Origin of the sequence: Limnochorda sp. LNt, assembly GCF_035593265.1 — a bacterium.
In the GTDB taxonomy this organism is placed as follows: domain Bacteria; phylum Bacillota; class Limnochordia; order Limnochordales; family Geochordaceae; genus Geochorda; species Geochorda subterranea.
The window spans coordinates 2,301,577-2,322,345 of the sequence record NZ_CP141614.1 but is presented as its reverse complement, the minus strand read 5'-3'; the positions used below and the strand labels follow the sequence as shown (position 1 = coordinate 2,322,345).

The following is a 20,769-nucleotide window of genomic DNA, read 5'->3' as shown; positions in this document are numbered from 1 at the left end:
GTACCCCGCGGCTCCGTGGTATGCTGGGGCCGGAGGGAGAGGGGGAGCCCATGCCTCACATCGGGCCTGCCGAGCTCCTGGTCATCCTGCTGTTGGCCCTGATCGTCTTCGGCCCCGGCAAGCTCCCGCAGCTGGGCAAGGCGGTGGGCCAGAGCTTCCGCGAGTTCAAGGAGTCGCTCAACGCCGCTCGCGGAGACGAGGCCGACGAGGAGAGGCGCAAGCCCCAGCAGCCCTGACCCGCCGCCCCGAGGGGCGCTCTCCGACCTAGACCGGCGGCCAGAAGGGCACCGGTGCCTTGAAGAGCAGCCGGCGGTCGCCCATGGGGTGGACCAGCCACAGCTTGCGCGCATGCAGGGCCGGCCACGGGCGCTGCAGCGCCGCCTCAGGCGGGCCGTAGAGGGTGTCGCCCACCAGGGGATGGCCCAGGAAGGCCAGGTGGACCCGGATCTGGTGCGTCCGGCCGCTGGCCAGCCGCAGGACCACCAGGCTGACCGGCTGGCCCTCGAGCCACGTCCGCCGCGCGACCCGGTAGCGCGTGACGGCGGTGCGGCCGGACGGATCCGGCCGGCGCGGCACCGGCCCAGCCGGCTGCCGGGGCGCCGGCGGCGGCTCGTCGATGGGCACCGAGACGACGCCCGACGGGGCGGCCAGATGGCCGAGGGCCAGGGCGACGTAGCTGCGCCCCAGGCGCTGGCGGCCCGCGAGGCGGTGCGGTGCGAGTCGCTCGTGGACGTAGGGGTTCTTCGCGACCAGCAGGAGCCCGGAGGTGCCCCGGTCCAGGCGGTGCACCGGGTGGACCCAGGGAGGCTCCCCCCGCTGGAGACGGTGATGCACCAGCCCGTTGACCAGCGTCCCGCCCGGGTGTCCCCGGGACGGATGCACCACCATGCCTGCCGGCTTGTCGACCACCACGAGCCACGGATCCTCGTAGACGATGGGCACCGCGACGGGCTCGGCCGCCGCGGGGGGATGGGGAGGCAGCGCCAGCTCGATGCGCTCCCCGGTCTGCACGACGCGATGGCCGCGCACGGGCTGCCCGTCGACCCACAGACCGCCCAGGGCCTTGACGCGCCGAAACAGGGTACGGGACAGGTGCCAGCGCCGCAGGACGACGTCCCGGACGCTCCGTCCCGCCTCGTCGGGCTGCACGGTGCAGGATAAGAAGGGCACCAGCGCCGTACGCGCACCTCCATCCAGCGCCTGCCATGTTATCATCGCGGACGGATGCGCGTCGGGGGCTTGCGCCGCGCCATCTCGACGGCGAAGGGAGACGGTCGCGATCGAGACCCCCACCGTGACATCGTCACCGGCCCACCGGACCCCGGCGGCAGACGGGGCGTGGCACGTCGTCGCCCCGCCCGACGTCTGCCGGCGCCTGGGCACCGACCCGCAGCACGGGTTGAGCCGCGAGGAGGCCGCCGCCCGGCTGGCCCGGGACGGGCCCAACCTGCTGCCCGAGGCGCCCCGCCGCTCGCTGCTGGCCATGGCGTGGGAGCAGGTCCGCGAGCCCCTCGTCCTCATCTTGCTCGCCGCCACGGCCGTGTCGGTGGTGCTGGGGGAGTACACCGACGCCGCGGTGATCCTGGCCATCGTGGCCCTCAACACGCTGCTGGGCGTGACGCAGGAGAGCCGGGCGGAGCAGGCCCTCGAGGCGCTCAAGGCCATGGTGCGCCCCACGGCTCGGGTCCTGCGGGGCGGTCACGTCGTGGAGCTGCCCGCCCAGGAGCTGGTCGTCGGCGACGTCGTGCTCCTCGAGGCCGGGGCCCGCATCCCGGCGGACCTGCGGTTGCTGCAGACGTACAACTTCCAGGTGGACGAGTCGCCGCTGACGGGCGAGTCGGTACCCGTCCACAAGGAGGCCGGGGCCTCGGTGCCCGCCGACGCGCCGCTGGGTGACCGGCGCAACATGGCTTACATGGGCACGACGGCCACGTACGGCCGAGCCGTCGGCGTCGTGGTGGCCACCGGGCAGGGGACCGAGATGGGGCGCATCGCCGCCCTGCTCCAGGAGGGGGAGCCCGAGCCGACGCCGCTGCAGCGGCGCCTGGCCGAGCTGGGCAAGGTGCTGGGCGGCCTGGTGCTGGGCGTGGTGGTCGTCGTCTTCGGCGTCGGGCTGCTGCGGGGCGAACCCCTGCTCGACATGTTCATGACCGCGGTGAGCCTGGCCGTGGCGGCCATCCCCGAGGGCCTGCCGGCGGTGGTGACCATCGTGCTGGCCCTGGGCGTCCAGCGCATGGCCCGCCGCCGCGCCATCGTCCGGCGCCTGCCGGCCGTCGAGACCCTGGGGGCGGCCACCGTCATCGCCTCCGACAAGACCGGCACCATCACGCAAAACCGCATGGAGGCCGTCCAGGCGTGGGTCGATGGCGAGATGGTGGACCTGCGCCAGCCCGGCCAGCCGGCGGGGGGCCTGGTCTGGCTGCTGAGGGGCGGGGCGCTCTGCAACGACGCCCGGCTCGAGTGCGAGGAGCGCGCGGACGGCGCCCCGTGGCGGGCGGTGGGCGATCCCACGGAGACCGCGCTCCTGGAGGTCGCGGCCCGCTGGGGCATCTGGCCCGGCGAGCTGGCCGAGGCGCTGCCGCGCACCGGCGAGGTGCCCTTCGACTCCGTGCGCAAGCGCATGGCGACGCTCCACGCCAACGCACCCGGAGGCCTGACCTGGCCGGGGCCCGCCGAGCTGGCGCAGGCACGGTGGCTGCTCTTCGTCAAGGGGAGCCCGGAGTCGGTGCTGAGCCGCTGTCGGGCGCTGGCCCAGGCCGGCGCGATCCGCGACCTCGACGACGACGCCCGGGCGGCCGCGCAGGAAGCGGCGGCCCGCATGGCCCAGGGCGCCCTGCGGGTGCTGGCCGTGGCCGCCCGCCCGCTGTCGCAGCCGCCCGAGGCCATGGACGAGGCCACGGCCGAGCGGGATCTGGTGCTGGTGGGCCTGGTGGGGCTCATCGACCCTCCCCGGCCCGAGGTGGCCGAGGCCGTGCGCCTGGCCCGCAGCGCCGGGGTGCGCCCCATCATGATCACGGGTGACCACCGGGAGACGGCGGTGGCCATCGCTGCGCAGGTGGGGCTGCTGCGCGAGGGCGACGGGCGGCGCCGGGTGCTGACGGGCGTCGAGCTGGACGGCACGAGCGACGCCCAGCTGGAGCAGATGCTCGACGACGTCGACGTCTACGCCCGCATCAGCCCCCAACACAAGCTCCGGATCGTCGAGGCCCTCAAGCGCAGGGGGCACGTCGTGGCGGTCACGGGCGACGGCGTCAACGACGCCCCTGCCTTGCGCCGGGCCGACGTGGGGGCGGCCATGGGCGTGACCGGCACCGACGTCGCCAAGGGTGCCGCCGACATGGTGCTGGCCGACGACAACTTCGCCACGGTGGTGGCCGCCATCGCCGAGGGCCGCACCATCTTCGACAACATCAAGAAGTTCGTCCACTACCTGCTCTCGGCCAACCTGAGCGAGATCATGGCCATCTTCGGCGCCATCCTGCTGGGCATGGGCCGGCCGCTGACAGCCGTGCAGATCCTGTGGGTCAACCTGGTGACGGATGGCCTGCCCGCCCTGGCGCTGGGCGTGGAGCCGCCCGAGCCCGGCCTGATGCGCCGGCCGCCGCGCCGGCGGGGCGAGGGCGTCTTCGCCGGCGGAATGGCCTGGCGCGACGCCTACCAGGGGCTCTTGCTGGCGTCGCTGGTGCTGGGCGTCTTCGGGTGGATGCAGCGCACCGGGCACGACATGGCCGCCGCTCGCAGCGCCGCCTTCGCGACGCTGGCCATGGCCCAGCTCGTGCACGCGTTCAACATGAGGTCCCTCACGCAGTCGCTCTTCCGGATCGGTCTGGCCAGCAACCGGTGGATGGTCGGCGCCTTCGTCGCGGCGCTGGCGCTGCAGCTGCTGGCGCTGCTGTGGCCGCCGCTGGCCTCGGCCTTCGGCGTCGTGCCGCTGGGGCGTGCCGAGTGGGAGGTCATCGCCGTGGCCTCCCTGGCACCGCTGCCGGTGGTCGAGGCGGTCAAGGCCATCGAGCGCGCCGTCCGGGCTCGCCGGGCCTCCGGCAACGCACGATGAGACGACGGCATCGCGAGGAAGGGGAGTCATCGATGGCAGCGATGGACGTGGTAGTGCGGCATGTGGGTGGCATGGCCTTCGTCGGGCACGGGCCCTCCCAGCACTATCTCGTGATGGACGGGCGCGAGCCCGGCACGGAGGAGCCGCAGCGGGCCCCGGGCCCCATGGAGGTGCTGCTGATGGCGCTGGGCGGCTGCACCGGGATGGACGTGGTGAGCATCCTGCGCAAGAAGCGCGTGCCGTTCACCGGCGTCGAGCTGCGCATCCACGGGGAGCGGGCGCCCGAGCATCCCCGGCGCTACACCGCCATCCGCGTCGAGTACGTGGTGACGGGGCGCGACCTGCCCCGCAAGGCCGTCGAGGACGCCGCACGGCTCTCCTTCGAGAAGTACTGCTCGGTGGCGGCGTCGCTGAGGGGGGGCGTGGAGCTCGCCTACGAGGTGACGCTGCAGGAGCCGCCGCCGTCTGGCCAGGGAGCGGCCACGAGCTGAGCGCGCCGCCCGCGCATGGTGCGCGCCGGCCGGCCACCGCCGGTCGGCCGGCGCGCCTGCGGAGGCTCGCCCGTCAGGAGGCCCGTGGCTCCGGGCCCGACTCCTGCCCGGCTCGCGCCCGCCGCCGAAAGAGCCCCGTGCGGGTGCGCAGCAGCCAGACCACCACGACGCTCAGGACCGCCTCGGGCAGCATGTAGGTGAGGTTGTAGACCAGCGAGTAGATGGCGGCGCTCTGGCCGGCCGGCGCGTACTCGGCGAAGAAGGCGACGCCCGCCAGCCAGTGGGCCGCCAGCCGCAGGGCCGAGCCGACCACGACGCCGACCTCGGCGGCCGCGAAGGCGCCGGCGACCCCCAGCACGCCGAAGGCGACGGGGTAGTCGAGCAGCCCTTGCAGCCAGTGCACCACGTAGCCGCCCATCATGGCCTGCAAGAGCCCCGAGGCGGCCCCGGCCGCCACCCCCGGCCACAGGCCCCACCGGGCGGCGTAGACGAAGAGCGGCACCATCTCCAGCGAGACGGAGCCACCCTGGGGCATCTGGAAGAGCTTGAGGTAGCTGAGGGCCAGCGACAGCGCCGCCGCGACGCCACCCTCGGCGATGAGCAGCGCCTGGGGGCGGCGGGCTCCCGCTTGCGTCTCGGTGCGTGCCATCCGGGCTCCCTCCCGAGGGGACGGCGGGGACGGACCCCGCTCGCCACCGTTCTCCTTCCCCGGCCAATTCGCTTCGCGCGCCGCGTTCCCTGTGGGGCCGCCGGCAGGAGTCACGACCGGGTGGGCGAACACCCGCCCATCCGGTACCGTTCGGAGAGGTTCGAAGGCATGGGCCGCTACATCGCCGCGCGCATCGCGCTCATGGTGCCCGTCCTCCTCATCCTGGTCACGGTCATGTTCGTCGTCCTGCGCATCATGCCCGGCGATCCGGTGCTGGCGGTCCTGGGAGGGCGCAACGTCTCGCCCGAGGTGATCGAGGAGTACCGGCGCCGCCTGGGGCTGGACCGCCCGCTGGCCGTGCAGTACGTCGAGTACCTGGGCCAGATCGTCCGCGGCGACTTCGGCGTCTCCATGCGCTCGGGCCGGCCGGTGGTCCGGGAGCTGATGGAGCGGTTCCCGGCCACGCTGGAGCTGGCCGTGGCGGGCATGGGGGTGGCCTTCGTGGTGGGGCTGGCGGGCGGGATGCTGGCGGCCACCCGGGCGGATCGTGCGGCCGATCACGCCATGCGCCTGGCCAACGTCGGGCTCTTCGCCATGCCCATCTTCTGGTTCGGGTTGATGCTGCAGATGATCTTCGCGGTGGAGCTGCGATGGCTGCCGGTCGGCGGGCGGCTCGACCCGGTGAGCCAGGCCCTCTTCGAGCCCATCACGGGCTTCTACGTCCTCGACGCCGCGCTGCGGCGAGACTGGTCCACCCTGGGCCTGGCGGTGCGGCACCTGGTCCTGCCCGCCATCACGCTGGGCGTCGTGCTGTCCGGCCTCGTGGGGCGGCTGAGCCGCACCCGGCTGCTGGAGGTGCTGGGCGCCGACTACATCCGGACGGCCCGTGCCAAGGGCGTGGGGGAGCGCCGGGTGCTGTGGGCGCACGCCCTGCGCAACGCCCTGATCCCCATCGTGACGGTGGTCGGCATGCAGTTCGCCCTGCTGGTGGCCGGCGCGGTGCTGACCGAGACGGTCTACTCGTGGCCAGGGGTGGGGCGCTACCTGCTGACGAGCATCGAGTACCGGGACTTTCCCGCCATCCAGGGGACGGTGGTCTTCATCGCGCTCTTCGTCTCGCTGGTCAACTTGCTGGTGGACCTGACCTATCCGCTCATCGATCCGCGGGTGAGGTTGTGACGATGGCGACGCCGGTACGCACCGAGACCGTCTCCGCCGTCCAGGTCGGCATCGGCTGGCTGGGGCTGCGCCGCCTGCGGCGGCACTACCTGCTGGCCATCGGCGGCAGCATCGTGGCCGTGGTGGTGGTCCTGACGCTCCTGGCGGGGATGGTCGCCCCGCACCCGCCCACCCAGGCGGTCGGGGAGCGCCTGGCCCCGCCGGGGCCGGGGCACTGGATGGGGACGGACCAGCTCCGCCGCGACGTGCTGAGCCGGGTGCTCCACGGGGGGCGCGTGCCGCTGGCGGTGGCCGCCATCGCCACCGTCATCTCGCTCAGCGCCGGGGCCCTGCTGGGCTGGATCTCCGGCTTCTGGGGCGGAGCGATGGACCGGGTCCTCTGCCTGGTGATGGACGCGATGTACTCCTTCCCGGCGCTGGTGCTGGCCATCGTCGTGGTGGCCATGCTGGGGCCGGGCATGCTCAACATGATCGTGGCCATCGGCATCGTCTACATCCCCACCTACTTCCGGCTGGCGCGGAGCCAGACCCTGGAGGTCCGGGCCATGGAGCACGTGGAGGCCTCCCAGGCCCTGGGCGCCTCGCGCCTTCGGACCCTCTTCTTGCACGTCGCGCCGCTGACGGTGCCGGCGCTGCTGGCGGTCACCTCCTTCACGGTGGCTGACGCCATCCTGACGGAGGCGGCGCTGGCCTTCCTCGGCTTCGGGCTGCCGCCGCCCACCCCTGACTGGGGCTTCGACATCCAAAACGGTCAGAAGTTCTTGCAGGCCGGGCACTGGTGGCTGGTGGCCTTTCCGGGGGCCTTCATCATCCTGGTCTCCGTGGGCTTCGGCATGCTGGGCGAGGGGCTCAACGACCTGCTCGACCCGCGGCGCCGGCATGTCCGCTGAGGGATGGCCGAGAGGGAGGAAGCCCGGCCCAGGGACGGAATAGATCCGCCACCAAGTCGCGGCGTCGTGGCGGGCGACGGGATCCTTCGATGGAGGTGACGGACCGAGGTGAGAGGCCTATTGCGATCGGGCATGTTGGCGTTGGCCCTGGCGCTGGCGGTGGGGGCGGTGGCCTCCGCCGGCTCGACGGTGATCATCGGCACCACCGATCGGGTGACCCAGCTCGAACCGGCCAACTCGTACGACTACTGGACCTGGCACGTGTTGCAGCAGACCACGGAGACGTTGGTGACGACCGAGCCGGGTACCGGCCGGATCGTGCCCTCGCTGGCCGAGCGGTGGGAGACCTCGCCGGACGCCCGGGTGTACACGTTCTACCTGCGTCGGGGGGTGCGGTTCACCGACGGCACGCCCTTCGACGCCGAGGCCGTCAAGTGGAGCTTCGAGCGGGCACTGAGGCTCGACGGGCCCGAGGGCGCCGTCGGACTCATCAAGGGCATCGACCGCATCGAGGTGCTCGATCCGTACACGGTGCGCTTCACCCTCGAGGAGTCGGACGCCACCTTCCTGTCGCGCCTGGCGGACCCCATCGCCCCCTCCATGATCTTCAGCCCCAACTCCATGCCCGCGGATGCCTTCGTCAACGGCCAGTACGCGGGCACGGGTCCGTACCGGCTGGTGCGCTACGATCCCGACCAGATGGTGGTCTTCGAGGCCTTCGAGGGCTACTGGGGGCCCAAGCCCAAGACCCAGCGGATCATCGAGGTGATGTACGCGGACGCCTCGGCGTTGCGGGCCGCGCTGGAGGCCGGGCAGATCGACGTCGGCTTCCGCACCTTCAACCCCGAGGACATCCCCAGCCTGGAGCAGGACTCCCGCTTCACCGTCATCCGGGGCGAGGGCAGCCTCTCGGTGCGTTACCTGGTCTTCAACGTGACCCAGCCGCCCTTCAATGACGTTCGGGTGCGGCAGGCCATCGCCCTCGCGGTGGACCGCGAGCGGCTGGTGGAGGACGTCTTCGGCGGGCTCAACACGCCGCTGTACAGCATGGTGCCCAAGGGGCTGTGGAGCCACGTCGAGGCCTTCCCCCGTCGGGACGTGGCGCAGGCCCAGCAGATCCTGCGCGGCCTGGGCTACAGCGCGGCCAATCCCTTGAGCATCACGCTCTGGTACACCCCCAGCCACTACGGCACCACCGAGGCCGATGTGGCGGCCGTGCTCAAGGACAGCCTGGAGCAGACGGGGCTGATCCGCGTCGACGTCCAGTCGCTGGAGTGGGGCACCTACACCACCCGGTTCAGCGAGGGGGCGCTGGGGCTCTTCCTGCTGGGGTGGTACCCCGACTTCATCGATCCCGACAACTTCCTGGCGCCGTGGCTGGTGGAGGCGCCCGGCTCGCTGGGCACCCACCTCGACAAGAGCTCCAATCCCACGGATCGGGCCTTCTATCGGGACTTCGTGCGGCTGCTGACCGCGGCCAAGCACGTGCCCGACCAGGACATCCGGTCCGACTTCTACGTCCAGGCGCAGCAGAAGCTGGCCGAGAGCGCCATCCTGATCCCGCTCTGGCAGAACAATCTGCAGCACCTGGCCATCGCCCGGCGCAACGTCCGGGGCATCGTGCTGGATCCGTCGATGAACCTGCGCACGTGGCTCCTCTACAAGGAGTGAACGCCGCAACGTCCGCGGCGTGAGAGGGGGAGCGACCGGCGCCGTCGATGCGGCGGCGCCGGTCTGCTCCGTCTGGTGGGAGGAGTGACCGATCGATGAGTCGGGCGGCTCGCGGTCTGCGGATGGCTGCCGCCGTGGCGGCCGTGCTGGTGGGGGCCGCGCTGGCGGGGCTGCTGCCGTCCGCCGGTGTGCGGGCGGGGGCGTCGGGGGTCCCATCGGTGCTGCGGGTCGGCACCGACGCCACCTACCCACCCTTCGAGTTCGTGGAGGGCGACGAGTTCAAGGGCTTCGACATGGACCTGATCCGGGAGATCGGGCGGCGACTGGGGGTGCCCGTGGTCATCCAAAACGTCGCCTGGGACGGCCTCATCCCCGGTCTCAACAACGGCAACTACGACGTCATCATCTCGGCCATGACCATCCTGGAGGAGCGGGCGGCCGTGGTGGACTTCTCGGATCCTTACTTCACGGCCGGCCAGGTGATGGTGGTGCGCCGGGGCGAGACGGCCATCCAGCGACCCGAGGATCTGCGGGGCCGGGTGGTGGCCGTGCAGATCAACACGACGGGCCAGTTCGCCACCGAGCAGATCGCCGGGGTGCGGCGCATCGACAAGTACGACACCACCCCGCTGGCGGTGCAGGCCGTCATGCAGCGGTCGGCCGACGCGGCCGTCATCGATCTGGCCGTGGCGGTGCAGCTGGCGCGGGAGTTTCCCGGCCAGGTCCAGGTGGTGGGGGAGCCCTTCACCGAGGAGTACTACGGCATCGCGGTGCGCAAGGGCCGCCCCGAGCTGGTCCAGGCCATCAACCGCGCCCTGGCCGAGATCAAGGCCGACGGCACCTACGACCGGCTCTACGCCACCTGGATCCGGACGTAGAACGGTCGACGCCGCCCCAGGCCGGGTGAGGGCCGCGCATCATGGACTTCCGATGGGACATCGTCTGGAGCAGCTTTCCGTACCTGCTGGTCGGCGCCCGGGCCACGCTGGTGTTGACCACCGTATCGGTGAGCGCAGGCATCGTGCTGGGCACGGTGCTTGCGCTCATGCGGCTCTCCCGTAGCCGCCCGTTGTCGGCCGTCGCCGCCGCCTACATCGACGTCTTCCGGGGGACGCCGCTGTTGGCCCAGATCCTCTTCGTCTTCTACGGGCTGCCCCAGGTGCTGGGCTTTCCCCTGTCGAGCCTCGCGGCGGGCCTGCTGGCCCTGAGCCTCAACAGTGCCGCCTACGTGGCCGAGATCGTCCGCTCCGGCATCCAGTCGGTGGAGAAGGGGCAGATCGAGGCCGCTCAGTCCACGGGGATGACCCACGGACAGATCATGCGGTACATCGTGCTGCCCCAGGCCTTCCGGCGCATCATCCCGCCCATCGGCAACGAGTTCATCGCGATGCTCAAGGACTCGTCGCTGGTCTCGGTCATCGCCATGGAGGACCTGATGCGCCGGGGCCAGCTGCTGGGCAGCCGCACCTTCCGCTACTTCGAGGTGCTGCTGGCGGTCACCGTCATGTACCTGGTGCTGACGCGGGCGGTCTCGTACCTGGTGGGCTGGGTCGAGCGGCGCGTGCGGGTCGCCGCCTGACGGTGCGGCCGTCGAGAGAGAGGGTTTGGCGGACCCGCGGGGAAGGATGTCGATGGGGGGCCGATGCCATGGCCTATCAGCCCGAGGCGTCCGGCATGACCATCCTGGTCAAGGGCAAGAACGTCGAGATCGTCCCGGCCCTGCGGGAGTATGCCCAGCGCAAGGTGGGCAAGCTGAGCCGCTACTTCGACACCCATGATGCGGTGCGGGCCGAGGTGGTCGTCGGCACCTTCCGCGGGCAGTACCAGGCCGAGGTGACGCTTCAGCTGGGCGGGCGCTTCCTGCGCGGCGCCGGCAAGGGCCCCGACGCCCTGGCGGCGGTCGACGAGGCGTCGGAGAGGGCCGAGCGGCAGTTCCTGCGCTTCAAGTCTCGCCTCGAGCCCGCCAGGAGCCAGGGGGGCGGCCCGGCCACCGTGCGGGTGCCGGCCCCTGAGCGGTCCGAGGAGCGGGACGAGACGTCCGGCGACGAGCCGCGGGTCGTGCGCACCAAGCGCTTCGCCTTCAAGCCCATGTCCGTGGACGAGGCCATCCTCCAGATGGAATTGTTGGGTCACGACTTCTTCGTCTTCGTCAACGAGTCGACCGACGAGGTCAACGTGCTGTACCGGCGCCGGGACGGCAACTACGGGTTGATCGAGCCGGGCGAGTAGCCTCCCGTCCCGCCCCGTGGGGGGCGGGGGAGGCCACGGCGTCTCCCCGAGGGCAGGGGCCATGGTATCCCTGGTCATCTTCGAAGGGGGCCCGGCTCGCAGCTGGGTCGAACGTATGCTCGCCGAACTGCGCGAGGCCATCGTGCTCGACACCATCCGCCGGGCCGAGGCCTGCGGGGCCATCGAGCAGATCGTGGTGGTGACCGACCGGGAGTCGCTGGCGGAGCACGCACGGGCCTTGGGCGCCGAGGTGGATCGGGACGGGCAGGGGCAGCCCTTCCATTTCGGCCGCCGGCTGGCCCAGCTGGTGCGTGCCCGCCGATTCGAGCGGGTCATCTACATGAGCGGCGGCCTGGGAGCCCTGGCCACGCCCGACGACCTGGGGTGGATCGCCCGGGAGCTGGCGTGCCGGGAGCGGGTGGTCATCGCCAACAACGTCCACTCGGCCGACCTCATCGCCTTCACCCCCGGCGACGCGCTGGACCGCATCGATCCCCCCTCCCTCGACAACAGCCTGGCCATGGCCCTCAGCGCGGGCGCGGGGCTCGAGCTGGTGCACCCGCCCCGCACGCTGGGGCTGCACTTCGACATCGATACGCCCACCGACGCCCTCGTGCTGGGGGTGCATCCGGGCACGGGGCCGGCGGTACGCGAGTGGCTCGAGCGCCACCCCCTGGATCGCCGGCGGGTGCAGGCCGTCCTGGCCATCATGGACGACCCGATGGCCGACCTCCTCATCTTCGGCCGCATCGGCGCGCCCCTCTTCTATTACCTCGACGACCGCACGCGCTGCCGCCTGCGGGTGCTCTCCGAGGAGCGCGGCATGAAGTCGCTGGGCCGGGATCGCAGGGGCGAGGCCGTCTCGCTGATGGGGTACCTGTGGGAGAGCGTGGGCGATCGGGGCCTCTTCGAGCGGCTGGGCCTGGTGGCCGCGGCCGCGCTGCTCGACACCCGGGTGCTGTTCGCCCATCGTCGGTGGGAGGTCTCGCAGTCGGATCGGTTTCTGTCCGATTTGGGGGAATGGGAGAGCATCGACCATCCGGGCGTGCGGGCCTTCACCAGGGCTGCCGTCGAGGAGTCGCCCATCCCGGTGCTCCTGGGCGGCCACTCGCTGGTCAGCGGCGGCGTGTGGGCCCTGGTGGACGCCCGCCTGCGGGAGGGGGGGTAGCCCGACGCCGGGGGACCAGTGGGCCAGCCCGATGCGGGCGGTGGTCGTCCAGCCTGAGAAGGGCAGGTGAGGGAGACTGTCCTCGAGCGCCACGGGCCTCCACGAGTCCGAGTCCGGGACGCCCCGTTCGGCATCGCCCGACCCAGGCGCGTACGGCCGCCAGCCCCGCCAGGCGCCGGAGAGCCGGGTCGTCGAGGAGGACATCCGCACCATCCCGGGCGTGGCGGACTGCCGGGTCGTATGGGACCGCGAAGGGCACGTCAGCGAGATCCACGTCATCGGCACGGGCGAGCGCTCGGCCAAGATGATCGCCCGAGACATCCAGAGCCTCTTGCTGGTCAACCACAACCTGTCGGTCCCCTATCAGAAGGTCAGCATCGTCAACCCGGGCCGGGCCGGCGGCCGGGCCGCCCGCCCCGAGGCTTCCCGGACACCGGCTGCGACGGAGGAGATGGGCTCGCCGGGCCCCCCGCACCCGGCCGCCGCTCCTCCTCGCTCCGAGGAGGCCCCGGAGCAGGCGCCCCGGACATCGGACGAGCCCATCGCCGTGCAGGTCACGGTAGGGCCCTGGCGGCTCGACGGCCTGCAGCTCCGCCTGGCGGAGGGCCGCGTCGAGGTGACGGCGGAGCTGGTGGCCCCATCGGGCGAACACCTGCAGGGGCGCAGCGCCGGGCCCTCGACTCCCGAGACGATGGCCGCCCTGGGCGCAAGGGCCGTGCTGGAGGCGCTCGCACCCCGCTGGGAGCCGTTCCGATGGGTCTCCCTGCAGTGGGTGGATCTGGCAGGCCCGCAGGCGTCGCAGGCCGTGGTGGTGGCGGTGACCAGCGCCACCTGGAGCCGGGCCCGGGAGGTGCGCTGGAGCATGGGCGCCGCCCTGGTGCAGGGCAACGCAGCCGTGGCGGGGGCCCTGGCGGCCCTGGACGCCCTGGGCAAACTTTCGTCCCCGGGAGGGCCGGCGGTATAATAGCGGCGGCTTCGCCGGGCCCGAGACGCCCGCGGCATGGCACGCGGAGGGGCGGGCTGAGAGGGTGGCGGCGGGGCGTGATCGGGGAGGCATGGGCGTGCTGGGTCTCATCAAGAAGGTGATCGACCCCAACGAGCGGGAGGTCCGCCGCCTGCGCGGCATCGTCGCGCAGGTCAACGACCTGGAGCCCACCGTCTCGGCGCTCCCCGACGAGGCCCTGCGGGCCAAGACGGCGGAGTTTCGCGAGCGGATCCAGCGAGGGGCGACCCTCGACGAGCTGTTGCCCGAGGCTTTCGCCGTGGTGCGGGAGGTGGCGCGGCGCACGCTGGGGATGCGGCCCTTCGACGTGCAGGTGATGGGGGCCGTGGTCCTGCACGAGGGGCGCATCGCGGAGATGAAGACCGGCGAGGGCAAGACGCTGGTGGCCACCATGCCGGTCTACCTCAACGCCCTGCTGGGTCGGGGCGTGCACGTGGTGACCGTCAACGAGTACCTGGCACGCCGCGACGCCGAGTGGATGGGGGCCATCTACCGCTTCCTGGGCCTGTCGGTGGGGGTCATCACCCACGACATGGGCTTCGCGGAGCGCCGGCGCGCCTACGCCTGCGACGTCACCTACGGGACCAACAACGAGTTCGGCTTCGACTACCTGCGCGACAACATGGTCTGGGACGTCTCGCAGATGGTGCAGCGGGAGCTCTACTACGCCATCGTCGACGAGGTCGACAGCATCCTCATCGACGAGGCGCGCACCCCGCTCATCATCTCGGGGCCGGCCGAGGAGTCGACGGAGCACTACTACACCATGGCCCGCCTGGTGCCCCGGCTGGTGGCCGGTGAGGATTACACCGTCGACGAGAAGGCCCGCACCGTGGCCCTCACCGAGGCCGGCGTGGCCAGGGTCGAGAAGATGCTGGGCGTCGACAACCTCTACGACCAGCAGCACTTCCAGCTGACCCACTACCTGCTGCAAGCCCTGCGGGCGCACGCGCTGTTCAAGCGGGACCGCGACTACGTGGTCAAGGACGGCCAGGTCATCATCGTCGACGAGTTCACGGGGCGGCTCATGTTCGGCCGCCGCTACAGCGACGGCCTGCACCAGGCCATCGAGGCCAAGGAGGGCGTCCCCATCCAGCGGGAGAGCCAGACCCTGGCCACCATCACGTTCCAAAACTACTTCCGCATGTACGAGAAGCTGGCGGGGATGACGGGCACGGCCGCCACGGAGGAGGCCGAGTTCCAGAAGATCTACGGCATGGACGTGGTGGTCATCCCCACCAACAAGCCCATGATCCGCATCGACTACCCCGACCTCGTCTACAAGACGGAGCGCGCCAAGTTGGAGGCGGTGGTGCAGGAGATCGAGGAGATGCACCGCACGGGGCGCCCGGTGCTGGTGGGCACGGTCTCCATCGAGAAGTCCGAGCGCCTCAGCGAGATGCTGACCAGGCGGGGCATCCCGCATGTGGTGCTCAACGCCAAGTACCACGACAAAGAGGCTCAGATCGTGGCCCAGGCCGGCAAGCTGGGTGCCGTCACCATCGCCACCAACATGGCTGGCCGCGGCACCGACATCGTGCTGGGCGGCAACCCCGAGTACCTGGCTCGGGAGCGCCTCAAGGCCAGGGGCTTCACCGACGACGAGGTGGCGCAGGCCGTCGACCGGGTGCGCTTCGCCAATCTGCGCCTGGGCGTCGACGGCCGCGCCGCCTCGGCCGACGGGGTGGCCTCCGGCGGGGCGATCGAGCCGGCCTCCGACGACGGCGCCGCCCGCATCGACGAGGCGGCGCGGCTCTACGTCGAGCTGCTGGAGCAGGCGCGCCGGGAGACCGAGCCCGAGCACCGCAAGGTGGTCGAGCTGGGCGGGCTCCACATCATCGGCACCGAGCGCCACGAGGCACGACGCATCGACAACCAGCTACGGGGTCGCTCGGGGCGCCAGGGCGACCCGGGCTCGTCACGCTTCTACGTCTCCCTCGAGGACGACCTGATGCGGCTGTTCGCCGCCGACTGGGTGCGGCGGTTCATGGACCGGCTGGGCTGGGAGGAGGACCAGCCCATCGAGAACATGCAGCTGACTCGCGCCATCGAGAACGCCCAGAAGAAGGTCGAGAGCCGCAACTTCGAGATCCGCCGCCAGGTGCTGGCCTACGACGACGTGATGAACCGCCAGCGGGAGGTCGTCTACCAGCAGCGCCGCCGGGTGCTGACGGGACAGGACCTGCGCGAGAGCGTGCTCGACATGGTGGCCCGCTACGTCGACGCGCTGATGGCCACCTACGCCGACGAGAAGGTGCACCCCGAGGACTGGGACCTGGCGCAGCTGGCCGAGCGGATCGGCGACGTCATCAATCGCCCCGGCGCCGTCTCGGCGCAGGAGCTGGAGGGCCTCAAGCGGAGCGAGCTGCGCGAGCGGCTCGTGGAGCTGGTGCGGCAGGCATACCAGCAGCGCGAGCAGAGGCTGGGTGCCGTCACCATGCGCCAGCTCGAGCGGTTGGTGCTGCTGCGGGTCATCGATGCCAAGTGGATCGACCACCTGCGCGCGATGGACGACCTGCGCGAGGGCATCGGGCTGCGCGCTTACGGCCAGCGCGATCCCCTCGTGGAGTACAAGATGGAGGCGTTCAACATGTTCAACGCGATGATCGCCTCCATCCAGGAGGACGCGCTGCGCTACCTCTTCCGGGTACAGCTGGTCAGCCCCGAGCAGGAGGAGGAGCAGGCGCGGCTCCGCCTGCGCCACCTCCAGCTCAACCGGACCGAGGACGGGGTCTCGCCCGCCGCCCAGCGGGCGGCCCGGGCTCGGGCAGCGCCGTGGCCGCCCGGGCGGGCGGCGGCAGCCTCGGGAGCCCCTGGCGGGGAGGGGGCCTCGGTGGTGCAGCGCCGGGTCGGCGTCAAGGTCGGCCGCAACGATCCGTGCCCGTGCGGCAGCGGCAAGAAGTACAAGCACTGCCACGGGCGCAACGCCTGACGACGACGCCGGGCCCCGGCGGGCTGCCGGGCGCCGAGCCTGCCACATCCGCGTGCGACGGGAGGTCATCACCCCATGGAGCCATCCAAGGTCGAGCTCATCCCCTGGAGCGCCCTGACCGAGCGGGTCGAGGAGGCCCGCCGGCGGGTCGAGGCATTGAGGGAGTTTCTTTGACATCGACGGCAAGCGTCGCCGCATCGCCCAGCTCGAGGAGGAGATGGCGCGCCCCGGCTTCTGGCAGGACGGGGCCGCGCGCTCGCTGATCGACGAGCTGCGCCAGGTGCGCCGCAGCGTGGAGTCCTTCGACGAGGTGGCGCGCCAGGTGGAGGACCTGGCGGCCCTGGTCGCCATCGCCCAGGAGGAGGCCCGGGAGGCCGGCCGGGCCGGGGAACCGGTCAACCAGTCGGCCATGGGAGCGGAGCTGCTGGAGGAGACCCAGCGGGCCGAGTCGGCGCTGGAGCGGCTCGAGCTGGAGACGCTGCTGTCGGGCCCCTACGACCGCCACGACGCCATCGTCTCCATCCACCCCGGCGCAGGGGGCACGGAGTCGCAGGACTGGGCCCAGATGCTCCTGCGTATGTATCGGCGGTGGGCCGAGGCGAGCGGCTTCAAGGTGGAGGTGCTGGAGCTGCTGCCCGGCGACGAGGCGGGCATCAAGAGCGCTACCCTGGCCATCAAGGGGCCCAACGCCTACGGGTACCTGCGCGCCGAGAAGGGCGTCCACCGCCTGGTGCGGATCTCGCCCTTCGACGCCTCGGGCCGGCGGCACACGTCGTTCGCGTCGGTCGACGTGCTGCCCGACCTGCCGACGGACCTGGCCGTCGAGATCAAGCCCGAGGAGCTGCGCATCGACACCTTCAGGGCGGGGGGCCACGGCGGGCAGTACGTCAACAAGACCGAGTCGGCCGTGCGCATCACCCACCTCCCCACCGGCATCGTGGTCTCCTGCCAGAGCGAGCGCTCGCAGCTCCAAAACCGGGAGACGGCCATGCGCATCTTGAAGGCACGCCTGCTGGAGCGCAAGCTGGCCGAGCAGCGCGAGCAGCTGGAGGAGCTGCGGGGCGACGTCGGCGAGATCGCCTGGGGCAACCAGATCCGCTCGTACGTCTTCCAGCCCTACACCATGGTGAAGGATCACCGCACGGGCTTCGAGACGGGCGACGTGCAGTCGGTGATGGACGGCGAGCTGCAGGCTTTCATCGAGGCCTACCTGCGCTGGCAGGCCGCCGGGGCCCCGAGTCGGCGATGAGGCGGGCACCCGCGGCCGGCCCGCGCCGGGCGAGCCGCAAGGCGGCCCTGGTGGTGACGGCCCTGGTGGTGGCGGCCGGCGTGGTGGGGGGTGGGGCGTGGAGCCGCACCCTGCCGCACCGGGCCTCGGAGCAGGTGCGGGTGGCCCTGGCCGCCATGGTGCAGGATCCGGCCGCGCTGGAGGTGACGCTGGCGAGCCGGCCCGGCCTGGCGCTTCTGGCGGGTCGCATCGACCGCCTGGAGGTGTCGGGGCGGGAGCTGCAGGCGGGGCAGATCCGAGCCGAGCGGTTTCGGCTTTACGGCGAGGGCGTGACGGTAGATCTGGCGGCCTCGGCCCGAGAGGGCCGGCTCGTGGTCAGCTCCGCCCGGCGGCTCGAGCTGGAGCTGGTGCTGAGCGAACAGGCGCTCAACGAGTACCTGCAGCGCAACGGCCAGCTGGCCAGGTTGCTGCGGGTGCGTCTGACGCCGCAGGGCCCCCGGCTGGTGATGGAGGCGTCGGTGGACGACGAGACCGTCAGCCTGGGCCTCGACGGGCGGCTGATGGTGGAGCCGGGCAACGTGGTGGCACTGGTGCCCGACCGCCTCTCCATCGAGCGCGACGGCACGCCGGCGCTCTCGCTGGACGTGGCGGGGGCGCCGGGCGTGCTGAGGGTGCCGCTGGGCACGCTGCCGGTGCCCGTGGTCATCGAGCGGCTCCAGACGGGCGAGGGCCAACTGCTCGTCTGGGGCCGCCATCGCCCGGCGGCCCCGTGAGGAGGACCTCTCGTGAGCGGAGGCGGTGGCTGGGCCCCTTGGCGGAGCGGGTGGTGGCTCGGGGCGGCCGCGGTCGCCGTCGGGCTCGTCGCGGCGTCGTGGGCGCTGGCGCCCCGCGCCGGACGGGAGGCGGCCGACCGGGGGCCCGTCGAGCTGACCATGGACTGGTCGGCCCTGCAAGAGGCGGCCCGGCTCCGGTGGGGGCTGGAGCCGGTCACCGTCCTGCGCGAGCTGGCGGCCGCCGGGCTCGTCTCGGTGGCGGTGGCCGAGCAGACGGTGCAGGGCCTGCTCGACTCCGGGGAGGCGGTGGTGCTGACCGACCGCCAGGCGTCGCTGCTGGGGGTGTCTCTCCGGGGCCGGGCACGTGGCTGCTGCGCGCCTCGGGGCCGCCGCGGCCGCTGCCCTCCCCTGCCGGCGGCGCTCGCCCTGGGAGCCGGCCTTCCGGAGCAGGCGCTGGCCGCCGCCGGGAGGCGGACGTGCTCGTCCTGCTGCGTTACGCCGACCGCCCCCGGATCGAGCCGTGGGCCTTCGCCCCGGCGGATCCAGCGGCGGCCACCGCCGCTGGGACCGGGCCGACGACTCCGGCCATCAGCCGCGTGCTCATCTTCGAGGGGTCCTCGGTGCCCGACCCGGCGGCCGTGGCCGGCCCCATGCGCCGGGCGGGGCTGGCGCTGGGCCTGGTGGAGTTCGCCGGGCAGCAGGGGGCGCCCGAGCTGGCGCGGCGCCTGGACCTGGCGGCCGTCGGCGTCCACAGCATGCGGGCCGAGGAGATGGCGGCCTCGACGGTGGACGACGCCGTGGCGCGCTACGTGCGGGCCGTGCGGGAGCGGGGTGCTCGCGTCCTCTACTTGCGGCCGGCGGCCACGGCCGACGAGACCGTCGCCCTGGTGCGGGAGATGGCCGGGGCCCTGGAGCGTGAAGGGCGGGTCGTGGCCGGCCGGGCCCGAGCCGGCGCTGCCCGCCCGCCGGCGTGGCTGCTCGCGCTGGTGGGCGTGGGGGCCGGCGGCCTGGCCGCCTGGGCGTGGGAGGGTTGGCGGGCGGCCGCGCGGCGCCCTGGCGGGTGGATGCCGCTCGCAGCGGTGCTGGCGGGCTCGCGGGCGGGGCCGCGGTGGCCTGGGCACGGGCGCGCGGCTGGGAGACGCCCGTCTCCGTGCTGCTCCGGCAGGCTGCGGCCCTGGGTGTCGCCCTGGTCGCTCCGGTGGCGGCGGCCGGAGCGGCCGCCGCCCTGGCCGAGGCGGACCGGAGCCGCCGGTGGCCGGCGGCGAGGGCGCTGGGGGGCTGGCCGTCTTCGTGGCCATCGGCGTGGCGGGCGGGCTGATGGTGGCGGCCCTGCTCAGCGACGGCCTCTTCGTGCTGCGCCTCGAGCAGTTTAGGGGGGTCAAGCTGGCGCACGCGCTGCCGCCGCTGGTGGTGGGGCTGGCCGCCCTGGCGGCCTCCGGCGGTGGCGTGGCCCGGCTGCGGGCGTGGGCGACCCGACCCCTGCGGTGGGCCGACGCTGCGGCGGCCGTGCTGGTGGTGGCTGCGGCGGCGTATTACCTCGTGCGGACGGGCAACGAGGCCGGGGCCGTCTCCCAGCTGGAGCGGCTGGCGCGGGGATGGCTGGAGCAGACCATGGCGGTGCGCCCGCGCACGAAGGAGTTTGTCGTGGCCTACCCCGCGCTGGCCGCGGCGCTCTACGGAGAGGGCCGGCGCCTGTGGGCGCGGTGGCCGGTCGCCCGGGCGGGACTGTGGGCCATCGCCTCCATCGGGGCGGTCTCCATCGTCAACAGCTTCGCCCATATCCACACGCCGCTGGCCGTCACCGGCGTGCGCGTGCTCAACGGGCTGGCGCTGGGCCTGGTCAGCGGGGGCGCGACCTGGCTGGCGTGCGAGCTGCTGTCGCGAGCCGGGGTGCTGCGTGAAGGGGCCGAGGGCCACGAAGGTCGTCCTGTCGGGCTACTACGGCTTCGGCAACCTGGGAGATGAGGCGGTCCTGGCGGGGCTCTTGACGGCGCTGCGCCGGGCGGAGCCTCACCTGCGTCCGGTCGTGCTCTCGGCCGACCCCGACCGCACGTCGCGTCTGCACGGCGTCGCGGCAGCGCCCCGGGATCCTCGAGGGGTCTGGCGAGCCCTGGCGGGCGCCGACCTCCTGGTGAGCGGCGGCGGCAGCCTCCTGCAGGACGTCACCAGCGCCCGCAGCGTCCTCTACTACCTCGCGGTCATGGCCATGGCGCGCCGGCGCGGCGTCCCCGTCGCCTGGGTGGCGCAGGGAGTGGGCCCCGTCCGACGGCGGTGGCTGCGCACGCTGGTGGGGCGCGAGGCCCGGCGGGCGGTGCACCTCTCGGTGCGCGACGAGGGGTCGCGGCGCGCCCTGGCCGCCTGGAGCGGGCTCGACCCGAGCCGCATCGTGACGCTGCCGGATCCTGCCTGGGCCCTGGCGGGGCAGCAGCGGCCACGAGCTCTCCGGCGCCCGAGGCCGCCGACCTGGGGCCGGTGGCCGACCGCGATGCTCCCGCCGACCGG

At 72.8% G+C, this 20,769-nt stretch carries 18 protein-coding genes and 1 pseudogene; 17 read left to right on the top strand and 2 right to left on the bottom strand.

Annotated features, from left to right (window positions below):
* Nucleotides 1-50: 50 nt before the first annotated feature.
* On the top strand, nucleotides 51-236 hold the full coding sequence (gene tatA / locus VLY81_RS11025; protein ID WP_324668224.1) for a twin-arginine translocase TatA/TatE family subunit: 186 nt from the start codon (nucleotides 51-53) through the stop codon (nucleotides 234-236).
* Nucleotides 237-264: 28 nt separating this feature from the next.
* Here the strand turns inward: tatA and VLY81_RS11020 are convergent, their stop codons facing one another.
* Complete coding sequence (locus tag VLY81_RS11020; protein ID WP_324668223.1) at nucleotides 265-1,215, bottom strand: RluA family pseudouridine synthase; 951 nt, start codon at nucleotides 1,213-1,215, stop codon at nucleotides 265-267.
* 79 nt (nucleotides 1,216-1,294) lie between these two features.
* Here VLY81_RS11020 and VLY81_RS11015 point away from each other — a divergent pair, with 79 nt between their 5' ends.
* Together VLY81_RS11015 and VLY81_RS11010 are read left to right on the top strand one after the other, a co-directional pair.
* Nucleotides 1,295-4,054 carry a cation-translocating P-type ATPase gene (locus tag VLY81_RS11015; RefSeq protein ID WP_324668221.1) on the top strand — a complete coding sequence of 920 codons (2,760 nt, stop codon included), beginning with the start codon at nucleotides 1,295-1,297 and terminating at the stop codon, nucleotides 4,052-4,054.
* A 32-nt stretch (nucleotides 4,055-4,086) separates the two neighbouring features.
* A complete protein-coding gene (locus tag VLY81_RS11010; protein WP_324668220.1) occupies nucleotides 4,087-4,545 on the top strand; it encodes an OsmC family protein in 459 nt (152 codons plus the stop codon).
* Nucleotides 4,546-4,618: 73 nt separating this feature from the next.
* On the opposite strand, the gene thiT is transcribed toward VLY81_RS11010, so the two are convergent.
* Nucleotides 4,619-5,194: an energy-coupled thiamine transporter ThiT gene (thiT, locus tag VLY81_RS11005; RefSeq protein WP_324668219.1), complete on the bottom strand. Its 576-nt coding sequence runs from the start codon at nucleotides 5,192-5,194 to the stop codon at nucleotides 4,619-4,621.
* Between the two features lie 168 nt (nucleotides 5,195-5,362).
* Here thiT and VLY81_RS11000 point away from each other — a divergent pair, with 168 nt between their 5' ends.
* The 14 genes and pseudogenes from VLY81_RS11000 to VLY81_RS10935 all read left to right on the top strand — a co-directional run.
* Nucleotides 5,363-6,373 carry an ABC transporter permease gene (locus VLY81_RS11000; protein WP_324668218.1) on the top strand — a complete coding sequence of 337 codons (1,011 nt, stop codon included), beginning with the start codon at nucleotides 5,363-5,365 and terminating at the stop codon, nucleotides 6,371-6,373.
* Between the two features lie 2 nt (nucleotides 6,374-6,375).
* Complete coding sequence (locus VLY81_RS10995; RefSeq protein WP_324668217.1) at nucleotides 6,376-7,263, top strand: ABC transporter permease; 888 nt, start codon at nucleotides 6,376-6,378, stop codon at nucleotides 7,261-7,263.
* Nucleotides 7,264-7,395: 132 nt separating this feature from the next.
* Nucleotides 7,396-8,934 carry an ABC transporter substrate-binding protein gene (locus VLY81_RS10990; protein ID WP_324668216.1) on the top strand — a complete coding sequence of 513 codons (1,539 nt, stop codon included), beginning with the start codon at nucleotides 7,396-7,398 and terminating at the stop codon, nucleotides 8,932-8,934.
* Between the two features lie 95 nt (nucleotides 8,935-9,029).
* A complete protein-coding gene (locus VLY81_RS10985) occupies nucleotides 9,030-9,812 on the top strand; it encodes a basic amino acid ABC transporter substrate-binding protein (protein WP_324668215.1) in 783 nt (260 codons plus the stop codon).
* 41 nt (nucleotides 9,813-9,853) lie between these two features.
* Nucleotides 9,854-10,513, top strand: a complete 660-nt coding sequence (locus VLY81_RS10980) for an amino acid ABC transporter permease (RefSeq protein ID WP_324668214.1) — start codon at nucleotides 9,854-9,856, stop codon at nucleotides 10,511-10,513.
* Nucleotides 10,514-10,581: 68 nt separating this feature from the next.
* On the top strand, nucleotides 10,582-11,163 hold the full coding sequence (gene hpf / locus VLY81_RS10975) for a ribosome hibernation-promoting factor, HPF/YfiA family (RefSeq protein WP_324668213.1): 582 nt from the start codon (nucleotides 10,582-10,584) through the stop codon (nucleotides 11,161-11,163).
* A 61-nt stretch (nucleotides 11,164-11,224) separates the two neighbouring features.
* The gene (locus tag VLY81_RS10970) at nucleotides 11,225-12,331 is read left to right on the top strand and encodes a glycosyltransferase family protein (RefSeq protein WP_324668212.1); all 1,107 of its coding nucleotides are present in this window, start codon (nucleotides 11,225-11,227) and stop codon (nucleotides 12,329-12,331) included.
* Between the two features lie 220 nt (nucleotides 12,332-12,551).
* Nucleotides 12,552-13,295 carry a hypothetical protein gene (locus VLY81_RS10965; RefSeq protein WP_324668211.1) on the top strand — a complete coding sequence of 248 codons (744 nt, stop codon included), beginning with the start codon at nucleotides 12,552-12,554 and terminating at the stop codon, nucleotides 13,293-13,295.
* 97 nt (nucleotides 13,296-13,392) lie between these two features.
* The gene (gene secA / locus VLY81_RS10960; RefSeq protein WP_405001374.1) at nucleotides 13,393-16,266 is read left to right on the top strand and encodes a preprotein translocase subunit SecA; all 2,874 of its coding nucleotides are present in this window, start codon (nucleotides 13,393-13,395) and stop codon (nucleotides 16,264-16,266) included.
* A 75-nt stretch (nucleotides 16,267-16,341) separates the two neighbouring features.
* Nucleotides 16,342-17,515 (top strand): peptide chain release factor 2 gene (gene prfB / locus VLY81_RS10955; RefSeq protein ID WP_405001257.1). Its coding sequence is split into 2 segments (ribosomal slippage): nucleotides 16,342-16,437 and nucleotides 16,439-17,515, totalling 1,173 coding nucleotides; the frame shifts between segments, so codons are not numbered across the junction.
* On the top strand, nucleotides 17,512-18,267 hold the full coding sequence (locus VLY81_RS10950; protein ID WP_324668207.1) for an LmeA family phospholipid-binding protein: 756 nt from the start codon (nucleotides 17,512-17,514) through the stop codon (nucleotides 18,265-18,267). The genes prfB and VLY81_RS10950 overlap by 4 nt, the downstream gene beginning before the upstream one ends.
* 476 nt (nucleotides 18,268-18,743) lie before the next feature.
* Nucleotides 18,744-19,640, top strand: a complete 897-nt coding sequence (locus VLY81_RS10945) for a DUF5693 family protein (RefSeq protein WP_324668206.1) — start codon at nucleotides 18,744-18,746, stop codon at nucleotides 19,638-19,640.
* Entirely contained in the window at nucleotides 19,558-20,232 is a 675-nt protein-coding gene (locus VLY81_RS10940) for a DUF5693 family protein (protein WP_324668205.1), read from the top strand. The genes VLY81_RS10945 and VLY81_RS10940 overlap by 83 nt, the downstream gene beginning before the upstream one ends.
* Nucleotides 20,165-20,638, top strand: a pseudogene (locus VLY81_RS10935) (polysaccharide pyruvyl transferase family protein); the annotation flags it as partial. The gene VLY81_RS10940 and the pseudogene VLY81_RS10935, both read left to right, overlap by 68 nt.
* Between the last annotated feature and the right edge of the window lie 131 nt (nucleotides 20,639-20,769).